The sequence below is a fragment of the Methylobacterium oryzisoli genome (assembly GCF_046557895.1).
GTDB lineage: Bacteria > Pseudomonadota > Alphaproteobacteria > Rhizobiales > Beijerinckiaceae > Methylobacterium > Methylobacterium oryzisoli.
Map to the genome: position 1 here is coordinate 12,547 of NZ_JBKIBX010000008.1, position 14,644 is coordinate 27,190.

11 protein-coding genes are annotated in these 14,644 nt (G+C 70.5%); 2 read left to right on the top strand and 9 right to left on the bottom strand.

Annotated features, from left to right (window positions below; translation table 11 throughout):
- Positions 1–7 precede the first annotated feature (7 nt).
- The 8 genes from ACKUB9_RS09900 to ACKUB9_RS09935 form a co-directional block, all read right to left on the bottom strand.
- Positions 8–661 carry a pyridoxamine 5'-phosphate oxidase family protein gene (locus tag ACKUB9_RS09900; RefSeq protein WP_407521598.1) on the bottom strand — a complete coding sequence of 218 codons (654 nt, stop codon included), beginning with the start codon at positions 659–661 and terminating at the stop codon, positions 8–10.
- A gap of 202 nt (positions 662–863) precedes the next feature.
- Positions 864–1,883, bottom strand: coding sequence for a ketol-acid reductoisomerase (ilvC, locus tag ACKUB9_RS09905; protein WP_407521596.1), 1,020 nt, complete (start codon positions 1,881–1,883; stop codon positions 864–866).
- 243 nt (positions 1,884–2,126) lie between these two features.
- Complete coding sequence (locus ACKUB9_RS09910; RefSeq protein ID WP_407521594.1) at positions 2,127–2,480, bottom strand: SUF system Fe-S cluster assembly protein; 354 nt, start codon at positions 2,478–2,480, stop codon at positions 2,127–2,129.
- A gap of 9 nt (positions 2,481–2,489) precedes the next feature.
- A complete protein-coding gene (locus ACKUB9_RS09915) occupies positions 2,490–3,731 on the bottom strand; it encodes a cysteine desulfurase (RefSeq protein WP_407521591.1) in 1,242 nt (413 codons plus the stop codon).
- A gap of 58 nt (positions 3,732–3,789) precedes the next feature.
- Positions 3,790–5,109 (bottom strand): Fe-S cluster assembly protein SufD, encoded by a 1,320-nt coding sequence (gene sufD, locus ACKUB9_RS09920; RefSeq protein ID WP_407521589.1) that lies wholly within the window; start codon positions 5,107–5,109, stop codon positions 3,790–3,792.
- A 2-nt stretch (positions 5,110–5,111) separates the two neighbouring features.
- The gene (gene sufC / locus ACKUB9_RS09925; protein WP_407521587.1) at positions 5,112–5,864 is read right to left on the bottom strand and encodes a Fe-S cluster assembly ATPase SufC; all 753 of its coding nucleotides are present in this window, start codon (positions 5,862–5,864) and stop codon (positions 5,112–5,114) included.
- A 177-nt stretch (positions 5,865–6,041) separates the two neighbouring features.
- The gene (gene sufB, locus ACKUB9_RS09930) at positions 6,042–7,511 is read right to left on the bottom strand and encodes a Fe-S cluster assembly protein SufB (protein WP_407521584.1); all 1,470 of its coding nucleotides are present in this window, start codon (positions 7,509–7,511) and stop codon (positions 6,042–6,044) included.
- Positions 7,512–7,579: 68 nt separating this feature from the next.
- On the bottom strand, positions 7,580–8,755 hold the full coding sequence (locus tag ACKUB9_RS09935; protein ID WP_407521581.1) for a cysteine desulfurase family protein: 1,176 nt from the start codon (positions 8,753–8,755) through the stop codon (positions 7,580–7,582).
- Positions 8,756–8,997: 242 nt separating this feature from the next.
- Between ACKUB9_RS09935 and ACKUB9_RS09940 the strand changes: the two genes are divergently transcribed.
- Positions 8,998–9,657, top strand: coding sequence for an alpha/beta hydrolase (locus ACKUB9_RS09940; RefSeq protein ID WP_407521578.1), 660 nt, complete (start codon positions 8,998–9,000; stop codon positions 9,655–9,657).
- A 125-nt stretch (positions 9,658–9,782) separates the two neighbouring features.
- Positions 9,783–10,397 carry a Uma2 family endonuclease gene (locus ACKUB9_RS09945; RefSeq protein WP_407521576.1) on the top strand — a complete coding sequence of 205 codons (615 nt, stop codon included), beginning with the start codon at positions 9,783–9,785 and terminating at the stop codon, positions 10,395–10,397.
- Between the two features lie 4 nt (positions 10,398–10,401).
- Here the strand turns inward: ACKUB9_RS09945 and ACKUB9_RS09950 are convergent, their stop codons facing one another.
- Positions 10,402–14,418 carry a Pls/PosA family non-ribosomal peptide synthetase gene (locus ACKUB9_RS09950; protein WP_407521573.1) on the bottom strand — a complete coding sequence of 1,339 codons (4,017 nt, stop codon included), beginning with the start codon at positions 14,416–14,418 and terminating at the stop codon, positions 10,402–10,404.
- Positions 14,419–14,644: the final 226 nt, after the last annotated feature.

Consider the following 14,644-nt stretch of genomic DNA (forward strand, 5'->3'; position numbering starts at 1 on the left):
AGCGCCCTCAGCCCTGGCCGCGAGCCACCCGGGCCTCGTAGGCCGGCAGGTCGATCAGCCCCTCGGCCTTCGCCCGCGCGGCATCGCCCTCCGGCAGCACCTCCTGCAGCAGGTCGATGCGCTTCCAGAGCGCCTGCGGCGTCTCCCGGTCGGCCGCCGGCACGTACCGGGAGGTCTGCTCCTTGCGGTAGGTGTGGACGTAGCGCGGGCAGTTCACCCAGACCTTCGCGACCGCGACCCGCACGAGGTACTTCGCCTCCGGATAGGCGGCGAGCAGCGGCCCCTCGCGCTCCAGCCGCGCGTTGCCCTGCACGCGCAGCCGGTGCGGCGTCTCGAAGTCGATGAACAGGAGGCCCACCCGGCCCTGCCCGGCGATGTTGCCCACCGAATAGAACATGCCGTTGCCGTCGTAGCCCGGGAAGACCAGGGTGGTGGCGTCCGCCACCCGCACGAAGCCCGGCGCGCCGCCCTTGTAGGAGACCGTGGGATTCCCCTCGGGATCGACGGTCGAGAGGAAGAACATGTCCCGCGCCTCGATGAAGGCGCGCTCCTCGTCGCGGATCTCGGCGTGGACGAAGTCGGTGTCGAGCCACTCGGCGAGCCGCGTCGTCCCGAACTCCTCCTGCAGGGCGCGATGCGCCGCGGAGTAGAGCGAGCCCATGTGTCCTCCTCGTGCCGTTGGCTTGGGCCGCCGTCGGCGGCCGGGCGGATCGTCGCCGGACGGCGTCCCGCGCGCAATCGGCCGGAAGTCCGGTCGGGACAGTCTCCCGCGCGACGATCCCTGGCTCCGGGCACGAAAACGCCGGCCCCGCGGGAGCGGGGCCGGCGCGACGGGCGGCGAAGGACCGGTCCGTTGAGGCCGATCAGTTCTTCGACTTGTCGACCAGGGCTTTTTCCTTGATCCACGGCATCATGCCGCGCAGGCGCTCGCCGACCTCCTCGATCGGGTGGGCGGCGTTGCGGGCGCGGGTGGCCTTGAACGAGGTCTGGTTGACCCGGTTCTCCAGCATCCAGTTGCGCGTGAAGGTGCCCGACTGGATGTCGGTGAGCACGCGCTTCATCTCGGCCTTGGTCTCGGGCGTGATGATGCGGGGACCCGTCACGTACTCGCCGTACTCGGCGGTGTTCGAGATCGAGTAGTTCATGTTGGCGATGCCGCCCTCGTAGATGAGGTCGACGATCAGCTTCACCTCGTGCAGGCACTCGAAATAGGCCATCTCGGGGGCGTAGCCCGCCTCGACCAGCGTCTCGAAGCCCGCCTTGATCAGCTCGACGAGACCGCCGCAGAGCACGACCTGCTCGCCGAACAGGTCGGTCTCGCACTCCTCCTTGAAGGTCGTCTCGATGATGCCGGCGCGACCGCCGCCATTGGCCGAGGCGTAGGAGAGCCCGAGATCGTGGGCGTTGCCGGACGCGTCCTGCGCGATGGCGATCAGGGTCGGCACGCCGCCGCCGCGCAGGTACTCGGAGCGCACCGTGTGGCCCGGGCCCTTCGGCGCGACCATCAGGACATCGAGGTCGGCGCGCGGCTCGATGAGGTTGAAGTGCACGTTGAGGCCGTGGGCGAAGAGCAGCGCCGCGCCCTGCTTCATGGTGCCGTGCAGCGAGTCGCGGTAGATGTCGCCCTGCAGCTCGTCGGGGGTGAGCATCATGACGACGTCGGCCTGCGCGGCGGCCTCGGCCACCTCCATGACCTTGAAGCCCTCGGCCTCGGCCTTCTTGGCGCTGGCCGAGCCCTTGCGCAGGGCGATGACCACGTCCTTGACGCCCGAATCGCGCAGGTTCAGCGCGTGGGCGTGGCCCTGGCTGCCGTAGCCGACGATGACGACCTTCTTGCCCTTGATCAGATTGATGTCGGCGTCGCGATCGTAATAGACCCGCATGGCGGCTCCCCCCTGTGTCGAGTTGGTGGAGGTGGATGTTCACGCTCCGGGCGCTGGAGCGGCCGTGCGATGCGGCGGCCTTTTAGCCGGGCGATCCGCGACAGGGAATAGGCTTGCGGCACAAGCGGGGCCGGAAAGACGGCCAAAGCGCCCTGAACCACCCGGCGGGCGCGGGAGCCTCAGGGTCGTCCCTCGGGCTCCGGCGCGGGCCGGAAGGCCCGCTCTAGCGCGCCCGGCCCCCGCTCACCACATGTCGAGCGCGACGCGGGCCTCGTCGGACATCCGGCTCTGATCCCACGGCGGGTCGAACACCATCGTCACCGTGCAGCCCTGCACGCCCGGCACGGCCGAGACGGCGTTCTCGACCCAGCCGGGCATCTCGCCCGCCACCGGGCAGCCCGGGGCCGTCAGGGTCATGTCGATCGCCACGTGGCGGTCGTCGGCGATGTCGACCTTGTAGATCAGGCCGAGCTCGTAGATGTCGGCCGGAATCTCGGGATCGTAGACGCTCTTGAGGGCGGCCACGATGCCGTCGGTCAGCCGGTCGATCTCCTCGGGCGGGAGCGCGGAGCCGGTCTCGGGCGCGGTGTCGGTCATCGGCGGGTCCTACGCGAACATCATCTCGGCCTTGGCGAGCGCCGCCACCAGCGCATCGACCTCGGCCTGCGTATTATACAATCCGAACGAGGCGCGACAGGTCGAGGTCGTGCCGAAGCGCGCGAGCAGCGGCATCGCGCAATGCGTGCCGGCCCGCACGGCCACGCCCTGGCGGTCGATCACGGTGGCGATGTCGTGGGCATGCGCCCCCTTCACCTCGAAGGAGATCACCGCCCCCTTCTCGCGCGCCCGCCCGATGATCCGCACGCTGTTCATCTCGGACAGGCGCTGGTGGGCGTAGGCCGAGAGGGCCGCCTCGTGGGCGGCGATGCGCTCGCGGCCGAGCTCCATCATGAATTCGAGCGCGGCCCCGAGGCCCACCGCCTCGATGATCGCGGGCGTGCCGGCCTCGAAGCGGTGCGGGGGCTCGTTGTAGGTGATCGCGTCCTGCGTCACCGTCTGGATCATCTCGCCGCCGCCCTGGTAGGGCGGCAGCCGCTCCAGCCACGCCTTCTTGCCGTAGAGCACGCCGATGCCGGTCGGCCCGTAGACCTTGTGGCCGGTGAAGACGAAGAAGTCGCAGTCGAGCGCCTGCACGTCGATCGGCTGGTGCACCGCGCTCTGCGCCCCGTCGAGCAGCACCGGCACGCCGTGCGCGTGGGCGATGCGCACGATCTCGCGGGCCGGCGTCACCGTGCCGAGCACGTTCGACATGTGGGTGATCGCCACCATCTTGGTGCGCGGCGTGAAGAGCTTCTCGTATTCCTCGACGAGGAAGTTGCCCTCGTCGTCCACCGGCGCCCACTTGATCACCGCCCCGCGGCGCTCGCGCAGGAAGTGCCAGGGCACGATGTTGGAATGGTGCTCCATGATCGAGAGGATGATCTCGTCCCCCTCCCCGATCAGCCCGGCCCAGCCCATCGACGAGGCGACGAGGTTGTAGGCCTCGGTGGCGTTGCGGGTGAAGATGATCTCGTCGGTGGAGCCGGCGTTGAGGAACTGGCGCGTGGTCTCGCGGGCGCCCTCGAACCCCTCCGTGGCGGCGTTCGCCATGAAGTGCAGGCCGCGATGCACGTTGGCGTAGGCCGTCTCCATCGCATTCGTCATGGCGTCGATCACCGCCCGCGGTTTTTGCGCGGAGGCGGCGTTGTCGAGGTAGACGAGCGGCTTGCCGTAGACGGTCTGCGACAGGATCGGAAACCGCTCCCGGATCGCCGCGACGTCGTAGGGCTGCAGGACGGGTGCGTTCATCGCCATCTCTTTTCGTCTGAGGCCGCGGGGCCGGCCCGGTGCCGGCCCCGTGCGGGGCTCACCGGCGGCCGGCGAGCCAGGTCTCCACGACGCCGATCATCGCCTCGCGGGCGCCCTCGTGAGTGATCGATTCCAGCGCCTCGCCGAGGAAGGCCTGGACCAGCAGCCCCTCGGCCTCGGCTCGCGGCAGGCCGCGGGCCATGAGGTAGAACAGGAGGTCGTCGTCGATCGCCCCGCAGGTCGCGCCGTGGCCGCAGGCCACGTCGTCCGCGAAGATCTCCAGTTCCGGCTTGTTCATCATCTGCCCCTCGTCGGAGAGGAGGAGGCAGTCGGACTTCATCTTGCCGTCGGTCTTCTGGGCGACCTGCTGCACGATGATCTTGCCCTGGAACACGCCGGTGGCGTCGCCGTCGATCACGGTCTTGAACTGCTCGCGGCTCACCCCGCCGACGGCCGCGTGATCGGCGAGCAGCGTCGAATCGGCGAGTTGCCCGTCGCCGAGCATCGTCGCGCCGTTCACCGCCGCGGTGGCGTCGTCGCCCGCGAACAGCAGGTAGATCTGGTGGCGGGAAAACACCGCGCCGGCCACCACGTTGACGGTCTCGACATGCGAGCCCGCGCCGAGCCTCACCGAGATGGTCGAGAGCGCCACGGCCTCGGCGCCCTCGGCGTTGAGCCGGGTGTGGCGCAGCACCGCCCCGTCCTCGATGATCGCATCGAGGGCGTCGTTCGGCTGGTAGGCGGTGCCGCCCGGGCCCTCGTGGCTCTCGAACAGGGTGAACTCCGCCCCCTCCTCCAGCACCACCAGGGTGCGGGTGGCGGTGGAGAACGCCTCGCCGCCCGTGGCGACGAAGCGCAGGTGCACGGGCCGCTCCACCTTGGCGCCGGCCTCGACCCGGATCAGCGCGCCGTCCGCCATGAAGGCGGTGTTGAGCTGGTAGATCGGGTTCTCGTTCGCCTGCGCCACCGGGGCGAAGCGCTGGGTGAGCGGGTCGCCGTCGGTGAGCGCCTCCGTCAGCGGCGTCACCGTGACGCCGGCCGGGAGCGCGCCGAGGTCCGAGAGCGCCGGGACGAGGTGGCCGTTGACGAAGGTCAGCCGCGCCGCCTCGGTCTCCGCGAACCCCTTGGCGGCCTTGACGGCCTCGCGCGCCGTCTCGGCGCCCGGCGCCTCGGCCGGCGGGGCCGCCTCGCGCAACGCCGCGCGCAGGTCGGAGTACTTGAACGCCTCGACCCGACGATGCGGCAGGCCGGCCGCCTCGAAGAAGCGGAAGGCCTCCTCGCGGGCGATGGCCGAGCCCGGCAGCTTCAGGCGCCGGACCTCGAACAGCTTCGACAGGCCGGTCTCGGCCGCCGTGCGCAGGGTGGTGATGTCCGCCATGGTCACGCCGCCTCGGTCGCGCGGTACTCGGCGTAGCCGCTGGCTTCGAGTTCGAGCGCCAGTTCCTTGCCGCCCGACCGCACCACCCGGCCCTGCGACATGACGTGCACGGTGTCGGGCACGATGTGGTTGAGCAGGCGCTGGTAGTGGGTGATGACGAGGAAGCTGCGGTCCTTGGCGCGCAGCGCGTTCACACCCTCCGACACGATGCGCAGCGCGTCGATGTCGAGGCCGGAATCGGTCTCGTCGAGGACGCAGAAGCGCGGCTGCAGCAGCGCCATCTGCAGGATCTCCATGCGCTTCTTCTCGCCGCCGGAAAAACCGACGTTCAGCGCCCGCTTGAGCATGTCGCGGTCGATCTCGAGCGTGTCGGCGGCCCCGAAGACGCGGCGCATGAAGTCGGGGGTCGACAGCTCCTCCTCGCCGCGCGCCTTGCGCTGCGCGTTCAGCGCCGATTTGAGGAACGTCATGGTGGCGACGCCCGGGATCTCCAGCGGGTACTGAAAGGCCAGGAAAATTCCGGCCGCCGCGCGCTCGTCGGGCGCCATCTCCAGGATATTCTCGCCGTCGAGCAGCACCTCGCCGTCGAGCACCTCGTAATCCGCCTTGCCGGCGATCACGTAGGAGAGGGTCGACTTGCCCGAGCCGTTCGGGCCCATGATGGCCGCCACCTCGCCGTCGTTCACGGTGAGGTCGAGGCCGTTGAGAATGCGGTTGTCCTCGATCTGGACGACGAGATTCTTGATTTCGAGCATCGGATTCCAAAGTCCTTCGAATTGTCTGCGCAGGGATCGCGTGACGGCGGTCCTCGCCCGACGGCCGCCGCTGCGGCCGTCCCGGGTCGCGAGGCCGGCATCTCCGGGACGGGCCTGCCGCGGGCCGCGCGGTCCGGGGTGACGGCGCGCCCCGGGGGCCCGCCGCACCCGGCCGCGTCAGCCCACCGAGCCTTCCAGGCTGATCGAGATCAGCTTCTGGGCCTCGACCGCGAACTCCATCGGCAGTTGCTGGAGCACGTCGCGCACGAAGCCGTTCACGATCAGCGCCCGCGCCTCCTCCTCGCCGAGGCCCCGCTGCTGGCAGTAGAACAGCTGGTCCTCGGAGATCTTGGAGGTGGTGGCCTCGTGCTCGAACACGGCGGTCGCGTTCTTCGACTCGATGTAGGGCACCGTGTGCGCGCCGCACTGGTCGCCGATCAGCAGCGAATCGCAGTTCGTGAAGTTGCGGGCGTTGGTCGCCTTCCGGTGCGCCGAGACGAGGCCCCGGTAGGTATTCTGCGACCGGCCGGCCGAGATGCCCTTCGAGATGATCCGGCTCGTGGTGTTCTTGCCGAGATGGATCATCTTGGTGCCGGAATCGACCTGCTGCATGCCGTTCGACACCGCGATCGAGTAGAACTCGCCCTGCGAACCGTCGCCGCGCAGGATGCAGGACGGATACTTCCAGGTGATGGCCGAACCGGTCTCGACCTGCGTCCACGAGATTTTCGAGTTCGTGCCGCGGCAATCGCCGCGCTTGGTCACGAAGTTGTAGATCCCGCCGCGGCCCTGGGCATCGCCCGGGTACCAGTTCTGGACCGTCGAGTACTTGATCTCGGCATCGTCCAGGGCGATGAGCTCGACCACCGCCGCGTGGAGCTGGTTGTCGTCGCGGCGCGGCGCCGTGCAGCCTTCGAGATAGGAGACGTAAGAGCCCTTGTCGGCGATGATCAGGGTGCGCTCGAACTGGCCCGTGTCGCGCTCGTTGATGCGGAAGTAGGTCGACAGCTCCATCGGGCAGCGTACGCCCGGCGGGATGTAGACGAACGACCCGTCCGAAAAAACGGCCGAGTTCAGGGTCGCGAAGAAGTTGTCGGTCACCGGCACGACCGAGCCCAGGTACTTGCGCACGAGGTCCGGGTGCTCGCGCAGGGCCTCGGAGATCGGCATGAAGATGACGCCGGCCTTGGCGAGCTCGGCCTTGAAGGTGGTGGCCACCGAGACCGAGTCGAACACGGCGTCCACCGCCACGCGGCGCTCGGGCGCGATGCCCTCCAGCGCCTCGACCTCGCGCAGCGGGATGCCGAGCTTCTCGTAGGTCTTCAGGATCTCGGGATCGATCTCGTCCAGCGACTGCGCCGCCTTCCGCTTCGGGGCGGCGTAGTAGTAGATGTCGTTGTAATTGATCCGGTCATACGACACGCGCGCCCATTCCGGCTCCTTCATGGTGAGCCAGCGGCGATAGGCGTCGAGCCGCCATTCCAGCATCCATTCCGGCTCGTCCTTCTTGGCCGAGATGAAGCGGATCACGTCCTCGGAGAGGCCCTTCTCGGACTTCTCCATCTCGATCGTGGTCTCGAATCCGTACTTGTACTGATCGACGTCGATGGCACGAACGCGATCGATCGTCTCCTGCACTGCAGGCATACCCGTCTCCTACCGCTGACGGCTTCAAGGGCCGCGGGTTGATGACACGGCCGGTGCGGGGCACGCGCTCACGCGGCCCTCTCCCGGCGCTTATATAGGGACGAAATCAGCCGATCGAAGACCGCGAGGAAGCGATCCACGTCCGATTGCCGGCTGTTCCATCCCAAACTCACACGCAGCGACCCGGCGGCAAGCGCCGCCGGCACCCCCATGGCGGCCAGCACCGACGAGCGTCCGACCTTGCCGGAGGCGCAGGCCGATCCCGACGAGACCGCGACGCCGTCGAGGTCGAGCGCGATCAGGGCGGTCTCCGCCGCCAAGCCCGGCACCGCGAAGCAGGTCGTGTTCGGCAGGCGCTCCGCCCCCTCCCCGAACACCACGGCGTCCGTCGCCCGGGCGCGGATCCCGGCCTCCAGCGCGTCCCGCAATCCCGCCAGACGCGCGGCTTCCGCCGCCCGCGCGCGGCCTGCGATCTCGGCCGCGACGCCCGCGCCGACGAGGCCGGCCACGTTCTCGGTGCCGCCGCGCAGGCGCGCCTCCTGCCCGCCGCCGCGGTGAAAGACCGGATCGAGGGTGACGCCGGGCGCGAGCACCAGGGCGCCCACGCCCTTCGGCCCGGCGAACTTGTGCGCCGACAGGCTCAGCGCGTCGAGGCCGCACGCCGCGAGGTCCAGGCCCACTCGCCCGGCGGCCTGGACCGCGTCGCTGTGGACGAGCGCGCCGCCATGGCGGCGGGCGAGTGCCACCACCGCATCGAGGGGCTGGATCACCCCGGTCTCGTTGTTGGCGGCCTGGACCGAGACGAGGACGCCCTCGCCCGCGAGCCCGGCGAGGCGCGCCTCCAGCCAGCCGAGATCGATCACCCCGCGGGAATCGACCGGGATCTGGTCCACCGACGCGGCGGGAAAGCGGTGGCCGGAGAGCACGCAGGGGTGCTCGGCGGCGCCGACGAGCAGGCGCGTCGGCACGGGCGCGTCCCGGCGCCGCAGCCCCCCGGACAGGGCGGCGTTCGCCGCCTCCGTGCCGCCGCTCGTGAACACCACGGTCCCGGACCCCGCGCCCGCCAGCGCGGCGATGCGCGCGCGGGCGGTCTCCACCGCCGCCCGGGCGGCACGGCCCTCGCGGTGGATCGAGGAGGCGTTGCCCGGCAGGTCGAGGAGCGCGCGCGCGACCGCCTCCGCCACCTCCGGCCTCACCGGCGCGGTGGCGTTGTGGTCGAGATAGATGCGCGGTCCTGCCTCCATCCGCCGATTTCCTTTGCCTTGCCCCCGGGTGGGCGTGCTAAGGCGCGAGCGCAACACGCTTTCCGCACGCCGCCGGAGGGCAGGCGATCGTCCTGGCCACTCAGTTTGGAATTGTTCTAATCGGTTAGAACCATTCTAAGAGTGCTTGTAGGCTAGAGCGTCCCCGAGTCAAGGCTCGCACCGGACCGGACGCAGTCGCATTGCTTCCCTCAGCCGCGAGGCCAAGCCCAAGAGGTTCGTGAATGCCCGAGGTCATCTTCGCCGGTCCGGCTGGCCGCCTGGAGGGACGTTACCAAGCCCCCAAGCAGAGGGGCGCCCCGATCGCCATCGTGCTGCATCCGCACCCGCAATTCGGCGGCACGATGAACAATCAGATCGTCTACAACATGTTCTACACGTTCGCGAACCGGGGCTTCGCGGCCCTGCGCTTCAACTTCCGCGGCGTCGGCCGCAGCCAGGGCTCCTTCGACCACGGCGCGGGCGAACTCTCGGACGCGGCGGCCGCCCTCGACTGGGTTCAGGCGGTCAACCCGGAGGCGCGGGCCTGCTGGATCGCGGGCGTGTCGTTCGGGTCGTGGATCGGGATGCAGCTGCTGATGCGCCGGCCGGAGGTGGAGGGCTTCATCTCGATCGCCGCGATGGCCAACCGCTACGATTTCAGCTTCCTGGCCCCCTGCCCCTCCTCGGGCCTGTTCGTGCACGGCTCCGAGGACCGGGTGGCGCCGGCCCGCGAGGTGATGCCGGTGATCGAGAAGGTGAAGACCCAGAAGGGCGTCATCATCGAGCACCAGGTCGTCGAGGGCGCCAACCACTTCTTCGACGGCAAGATCGACGAGCTCACCCAGACGGTCGAGACCTACCTCGACAAGCGCCTCGGCAAGAAGGACGAGGCGGCCGCGTAGGCCTCGCTCGCCGCTCCGGCGGTCGGAACGATGCCGCGGCAACGCACTGAGCGGACGTGGTTTTGGCGATTCTGCTCAGGCGCCCCGCGTGATATCCTGCGCGTCGTCGCGTAGGGGCGAACCGGATGTCACCTGTCGCTGCCAGAGCGGATCACGCGCGGCCGGTCTCGGCGCACGCCTTCCGCGCCTTCCAGGCCACGCGTCCGGACGGCGAGCGGTGGGAACTGATCGCAGGACATCCGGTGATGATGGCGCCCCCGACCCTGGCCCACAACCGGATCGCCGGGAATCTGGAGCGCCTCCTGAACGATGCCCTGGCCCGGCACGACCCGGGCCGGCTCGCCAACCAGCGCCCCGGGATCGAGATCGGCCAGCCGGACGATCTCTACTGGCCCGAGCCGGACGTGGCGGTGATCGATGCCGACTTCGCGCCGGGCCAGCGTTTCGTGGACCGGGCCTACCTGCTGGCCGAGATCGTGTCGGCGAGCGATCGCGACGTGGTGCCCGGCGGCGCTGAGCCCTGGCTCACGGTCAAGCGCAGGCTCTACCGGGCGCATCCGGCCTGCACCGCGATCCTGGTGATCGAGCAGGATCGGATCGCCGTCGAGGTCGAGTCGCGCACCGGGGCCGGCTGGTCCGCCTCCGGCCTCGGGGCCAGCGACCGCCTGGTGCTCCCGGCCTTCGGCCTCGATTGTCCGGTGGTCGGGCTCTATGCGGGCACGCCCGCGGCGCGCGGCTGACACCTCACGCCGCGTGCACCACCGGCACTGCGGGCGATCCTTCCCATTCCGAGTTAGCCGGGATCGACTCGCCCTTCATGATGACGGTGAGCGGGCGCAGGCGCGCGTAGTCGCCGACCGACGAATCGTACAGCACCGTGGCGAAGGCCCCGACCGTGACGCCGGTGCCGACATCGACCCGCCCGACCTTCATCACCCGGTCCTCGTAGAGGTGGGTCTGCAGGGCCGACATGCGGTTGACGACCGAAAAGTCGCCGATCGTCACGCAGTCGAATTCGGTGATGTCGGTGGAGAGCAGGCAGACGCCCTGGCCGGTCCGGGTGCCGAACAGGCGCAGCACCCAGGGCAGGAAGGGCGTGCCCATCAGGTGCTCCAGCAGCACCTTGCCGGCGAGCCCCCAGTACATCACCGCCACCGCCTCGGTGCGCATCGCCCACCACGACCACATCGGGTGCATGCCGGGCCGGTAGGCGCCCATCAGCAGCCACTTGACCGCGACCACGACGAGCGTCTGCAGCACCGCGATGACGAGGCTGACGGCCACGAACCCGAAAGCGAGCCCGGTCCAGTCGCCCGCCAGGATGGCCGGATAGAACACGAAATCGATCGCGATGATCGCGAAGGTGATGAACAGCATCGGCGAGAAGGACGAGGTGAAGGCCTCGAACACGCCGCGCCCGAGGCGGGGCCAGAGTCCCGGCTCGAAGGTCTGGCGCTGGCCGACATCGACCCTCTGGCGGGTCGGCAGCTTGATCGGCGGCGAGCCGAACCACGTGTCGCCCGGGGCCATGCGGTCGTTGGCCGGGGGCTTCGACTTGATGCCGATGAGCACGTCGTCCGGGATCGTGGCACCCGGCGGCACCACCGCGTCGTTGCCGACGAAGACCCGGGCGCCGGTGCTGACGGGTTCGAGCGTCATGTAGCCGTGGCGCACCTCCTCCTCGCCGTACACGACCTCGTCGGCGATGAAGTTGCGCGCTCCCACGCTCGCGAGGTCGTAGCGGCCCGCGAGGTTGGTGGAGATCTCGGCCCCCTGCCCCATCCCGGCGCCCATCAGCCGGTACCACGCCCGCATGTAGACGGTGGCGAAGAGGGAGGAGAGCGTCTCCAGCATCACCTCGGCGGCGAGCGCCACCGCCCATTTGCGCAGGTAGACGCCGCTGTGGAGCGCGTAGCGGCCCGGCCGCAGCCGCGGCAGCACCAGCCAGCGGATCGCCGCGATCAGGAAGACCGTGCCGGCCGTCATCAGCATGGCGGTCGGCCAGGTGAGGAGCGGCAGGTAGTAGTGATAGTCGATGTCGGTGAGCTCGCCGAGCCGGTCGCTGATCTGGTCGAAGATGTAGAAGGCCGGGAAGATCGGCAGCAGGCCGATGGCCGGCACCGCCGCGAGCAGGACCGCGTAGGCGGCCAGGAAGGCGGCCTGGCGCGCGCCTGAGACGGGCGGCGCCTCGGGGAGCGCCGCGACGTCGACCGTGCCGACCTTGCGGCCGGGTGAGCCGTCCCAGATCTCCGCGTCCCCCACCACCGTGCCGGCCGGCACCGTGGTCAGGTCGGCGATCTCGGCATGATCGCCGATCCGCGCGCCGACGCCGATGACGCAGGACGTGCCGATCGAGGCCCCGTCCCCGATCGCCACGCGGCCGATCACGAGCTCGTCGCCCACCACCTCCGCGTTGGCGATGACGCAGCGCCCGCCGAGCGAGGCGCCGCTGCCGATGCTCAGGAGGTCCGGCGCGCCGACGTCGATGTCCGACACGATGGCGTCGCGGCCCACCTTGGCGCCGAGAAGCCGCAGGTAGATGCGGATCATCGGCGAGCCCTGGAGCCACTTCACGTGGACGAGGGGCGTGAGTCGCTGGGTCAGCCACCAGCGGAAATAGTAGACGCCCCAGAGCGGATAGCGCCCCGGCCGGGTGCGCCCGAGCACCAGCCACTTCGTCGCGATGGCGATCAGCGCCGTGACGGCGTTGAGCCCGATATAGACGAGCAGCAGCACCGCCATCTCGCCGAAGAAGCCGAGTTCGCCGCCGGTGATCAGCAGGTAGGTGACGAAGATGCCGAGCCATTGCGCCGTGGAGAGCGCGATGACGAAGGGCAGCACCAGCCCCTGCGCGAGGCCGCATAGGAAGCGGCGCATCAGCGGCGGGGTCGCGAAGGAGAGGTCGTGCGTGGCGGTCTCGGCGCCGACGCCGCCGGTGCGCGCGATCAGGCTGTCGGCCATCGCCCGCAGGGTCCGGTGCGCGTAGACGTCCTGCAGGGTGATCGAGGCCAGCGCCGGCGCCTCGCGCACGCCCGAGACGAACCGGGCGGCGAGCAGCGAGTGGCCGCCGAGATCGGCGAAGAAATCGGCCTCGAAGGGGATCGCCTGCTCGCCGAAGGCGCGCTTGGCGGCGACGAGCAGCGCCGCCTCCGTCTCGTTGCGCGGCTCCTCCTGCTCGCCGGTCGCGGCGGGCTGCGTCAGCGGCAGGGCCCGCAGGGCCTTGCGGTCGACCTTGCCGGAGGCGGCGAGCACCGGCAGCGTGGCGACCAGTTCGAAATGCCCCGGCACCATGTAGGGCGGCATCTCCGCCCCGAGCTGCGCGCGCAGGCGCGGCGTCTCGATCACCGCGCCGCGCTCGGGCACCAGGAAGGCCACGAGCCGGTCGACGCCGTCGTCCTGGCGCAGCACCACGGCGGCCTGCCCGATGCCCGCCTGCGCCCGGATGCGGGTCTCGATCTCGCCGAGTTCGACCCGGAAGCCGCGGATCTTGACCTGATCGTCGATCCGGCCGTGGAAGAGGATGCGCCCCTCCGGATCGAGGGAGACCGCGTCGCCGGAGCGGTAGAGCACCGGGTCCGCGCCGTCGCCGCCGAAGGGGTTGCGGATGAATTTCTCGGCCGTCAGATCGGGCCGGGCGAGGTAGCCCGCGGCCACGCCCGGCCCGCCGATCAGGAGTTCGCCCTGCACGCCGGGACCGACGAGCGCGAGCGCCTCGTCGACGATGTAGGCCGTGTAGTTGGGGATCGGTCCGCCGATGGTCACCGGCTCGCCGGGGCGGATCTCGGCCGCGGTGGCCACCACCGCCGCCTCGGTCGGCCCGTAGGTGTTGAACAGGCGCCGCCCCGGCGTCGCCCAGCGCGCCACCAGCGGCTCGGGCAGCGCCTCGCCGCCGAGCAGGATCAGCCGCAGGGAGGGCACGTCCCGGGTCATCAGGGCGAGCAGCGTCGGCACCGTGTCGAGCACGGTGATCCCGGCCTCGGCGAGGAGGTCGGGCAGCGCCTCGGCGTCGCCCATCATCGCCGGGCTCGCGACGAACAGCGTCGCCCCGACGAGGTAGGGGACCCAGATCTCCTCCATCGAGAGATCGAAGGCGACGGAGGCGCCCTGGAACACCACGTCCTCGGGCGCGACGCCGTAGAGGTCGTTGGCCGAGCGCAGGAAGTGGCAGATGTTGCGGTGGCTGATGACGATGCCCTTGGGCACGCCGGTCGAGCCCGAGGTGTAGATCAGGTAGGCGGGATGATCGGGCGTGAGGCCGGCGGCGCGCAGGTCCGGGGCCGGGCCCTGCGCCGCCTCCGCCACCTCGGCCGGCGTGAGCGCGGGCACGCCCTGCGGCGCGCGGGGCTGCAGCGCCTGCGAGACCACCAGGGCCTTGGCGCCCGCATCCTCCAGGCAGACCGCGACCCGGTCGGCCGGCGCCTCGGCGTCGAAGGGCAGCCACGCCGCGCCCGACTTGGTGATGCCGATCTGCGCGACGAGGAGGTCGGGCGAGCGGGCCATCCACAGCCCGACCACGTCGCCCGGCCCGATGCCGCGGGCAGACAGCCCGCCGGCGATCGCGTCCGAGCGCGCGTCGACCTCCGCGTAGGAGAGGCGCGCGCGCGCGGCATCCGCCCCGTCGACGAGGGCCGGGTGATCGGACCGCCGCCGCACCGTGTCGCGGAAGATCTCGGCCAGCACCTCGTCCCGCAGGAGATCCGGCCGGACAAGCCCGCGCAGCACGGCCTGCGGGCTCTGGATCGGGCGGGCGGTCTGACTCATCGTCTGCTCCACGGGCGGGGAACGACGCCGACGACGGCGACGCAGTTCCGGACCGTCCGGCCGTCAGCATGGCGCGGTGGGGTGCGAAGGGCGGTGTCGTGGAGCACGGCGTTGGCGCGCAAGGTGGACGGGAACGGGGCCGGTTCGTGGCAGAGCGGCGGCGGGCCGGTCCCGCCTCGCCCGTGGCTTACCGCGCCGGCTCCGCCCGCGTCCACCGGGAAGCGGG

What these genes read in the sequence shown, in the direction of transcription:
- ACKUB9_RS09900 (WP_407521598.1), bottom strand. Translation starts at nt 661, where the DNA reads ATGGGCTCGCTCTACTCCGCGGCGCATCGCGCCCTGCAGGAGGAGTTC.
- ilvC (WP_407521596.1), bottom strand. Translation starts at nt 1,883, where the DNA reads ATGCGGGTCTATTACGATCGCGACGCCGACATCAATCTGATCAAGGGC.
- ACKUB9_RS09910 (WP_407521594.1), bottom strand. Translation starts at nt 2,480, where the DNA reads ATGACCGACACCGCGCCCGAGACCGGCTCCGCGCTCCCGCCCGAGGAG.
- ACKUB9_RS09915 (WP_407521591.1), bottom strand. Translation starts at nt 3,731, where the DNA reads ATGAACGCACCCGTCCTGCAGCCCTACGACGTCGCGGCGATCCGGGAG.
- sufD (WP_407521589.1), bottom strand. Translation starts at nt 5,109, where the DNA reads ATGGCGGACATCACCACCCTGCGCACGGCGGCCGAGACCGGCCTGTCG.
- sufC (WP_407521587.1), bottom strand. Translation starts at nt 5,864, where the DNA reads ATGCTCGAAATCAAGAATCTCGTCGTCCAGATCGAGGACAACCGCATT.
- sufB (WP_407521584.1), bottom strand. Translation starts at nt 7,511, where the DNA reads ATGCCTGCAGTGCAGGAGACGATCGATCGCGTTCGTGCCATCGACGTC.
- ACKUB9_RS09935 (WP_407521581.1), bottom strand. Translation starts at nt 8,755, where the DNA reads ATGGAGGCAGGACCGCGCATCTATCTCGACCACAACGCCACCGCGCCG.
- ACKUB9_RS09940 (WP_407521578.1), top strand. Translation starts at nt 8,998, where the DNA reads ATGCCCGAGGTCATCTTCGCCGGTCCGGCTGGCCGCCTGGAGGGACGT.
- ACKUB9_RS09945 (WP_407521576.1), top strand. Translation starts at nt 9,783, where the DNA reads ATGTCACCTGTCGCTGCCAGAGCGGATCACGCGCGGCCGGTCTCGGCG.
- ACKUB9_RS09950 (WP_407521573.1), bottom strand. Translation starts at nt 14,418, where the DNA reads ATGAGTCAGACCGCCCGCCCGATCCAGAGCCCGCAGGCCGTGCTGCGC.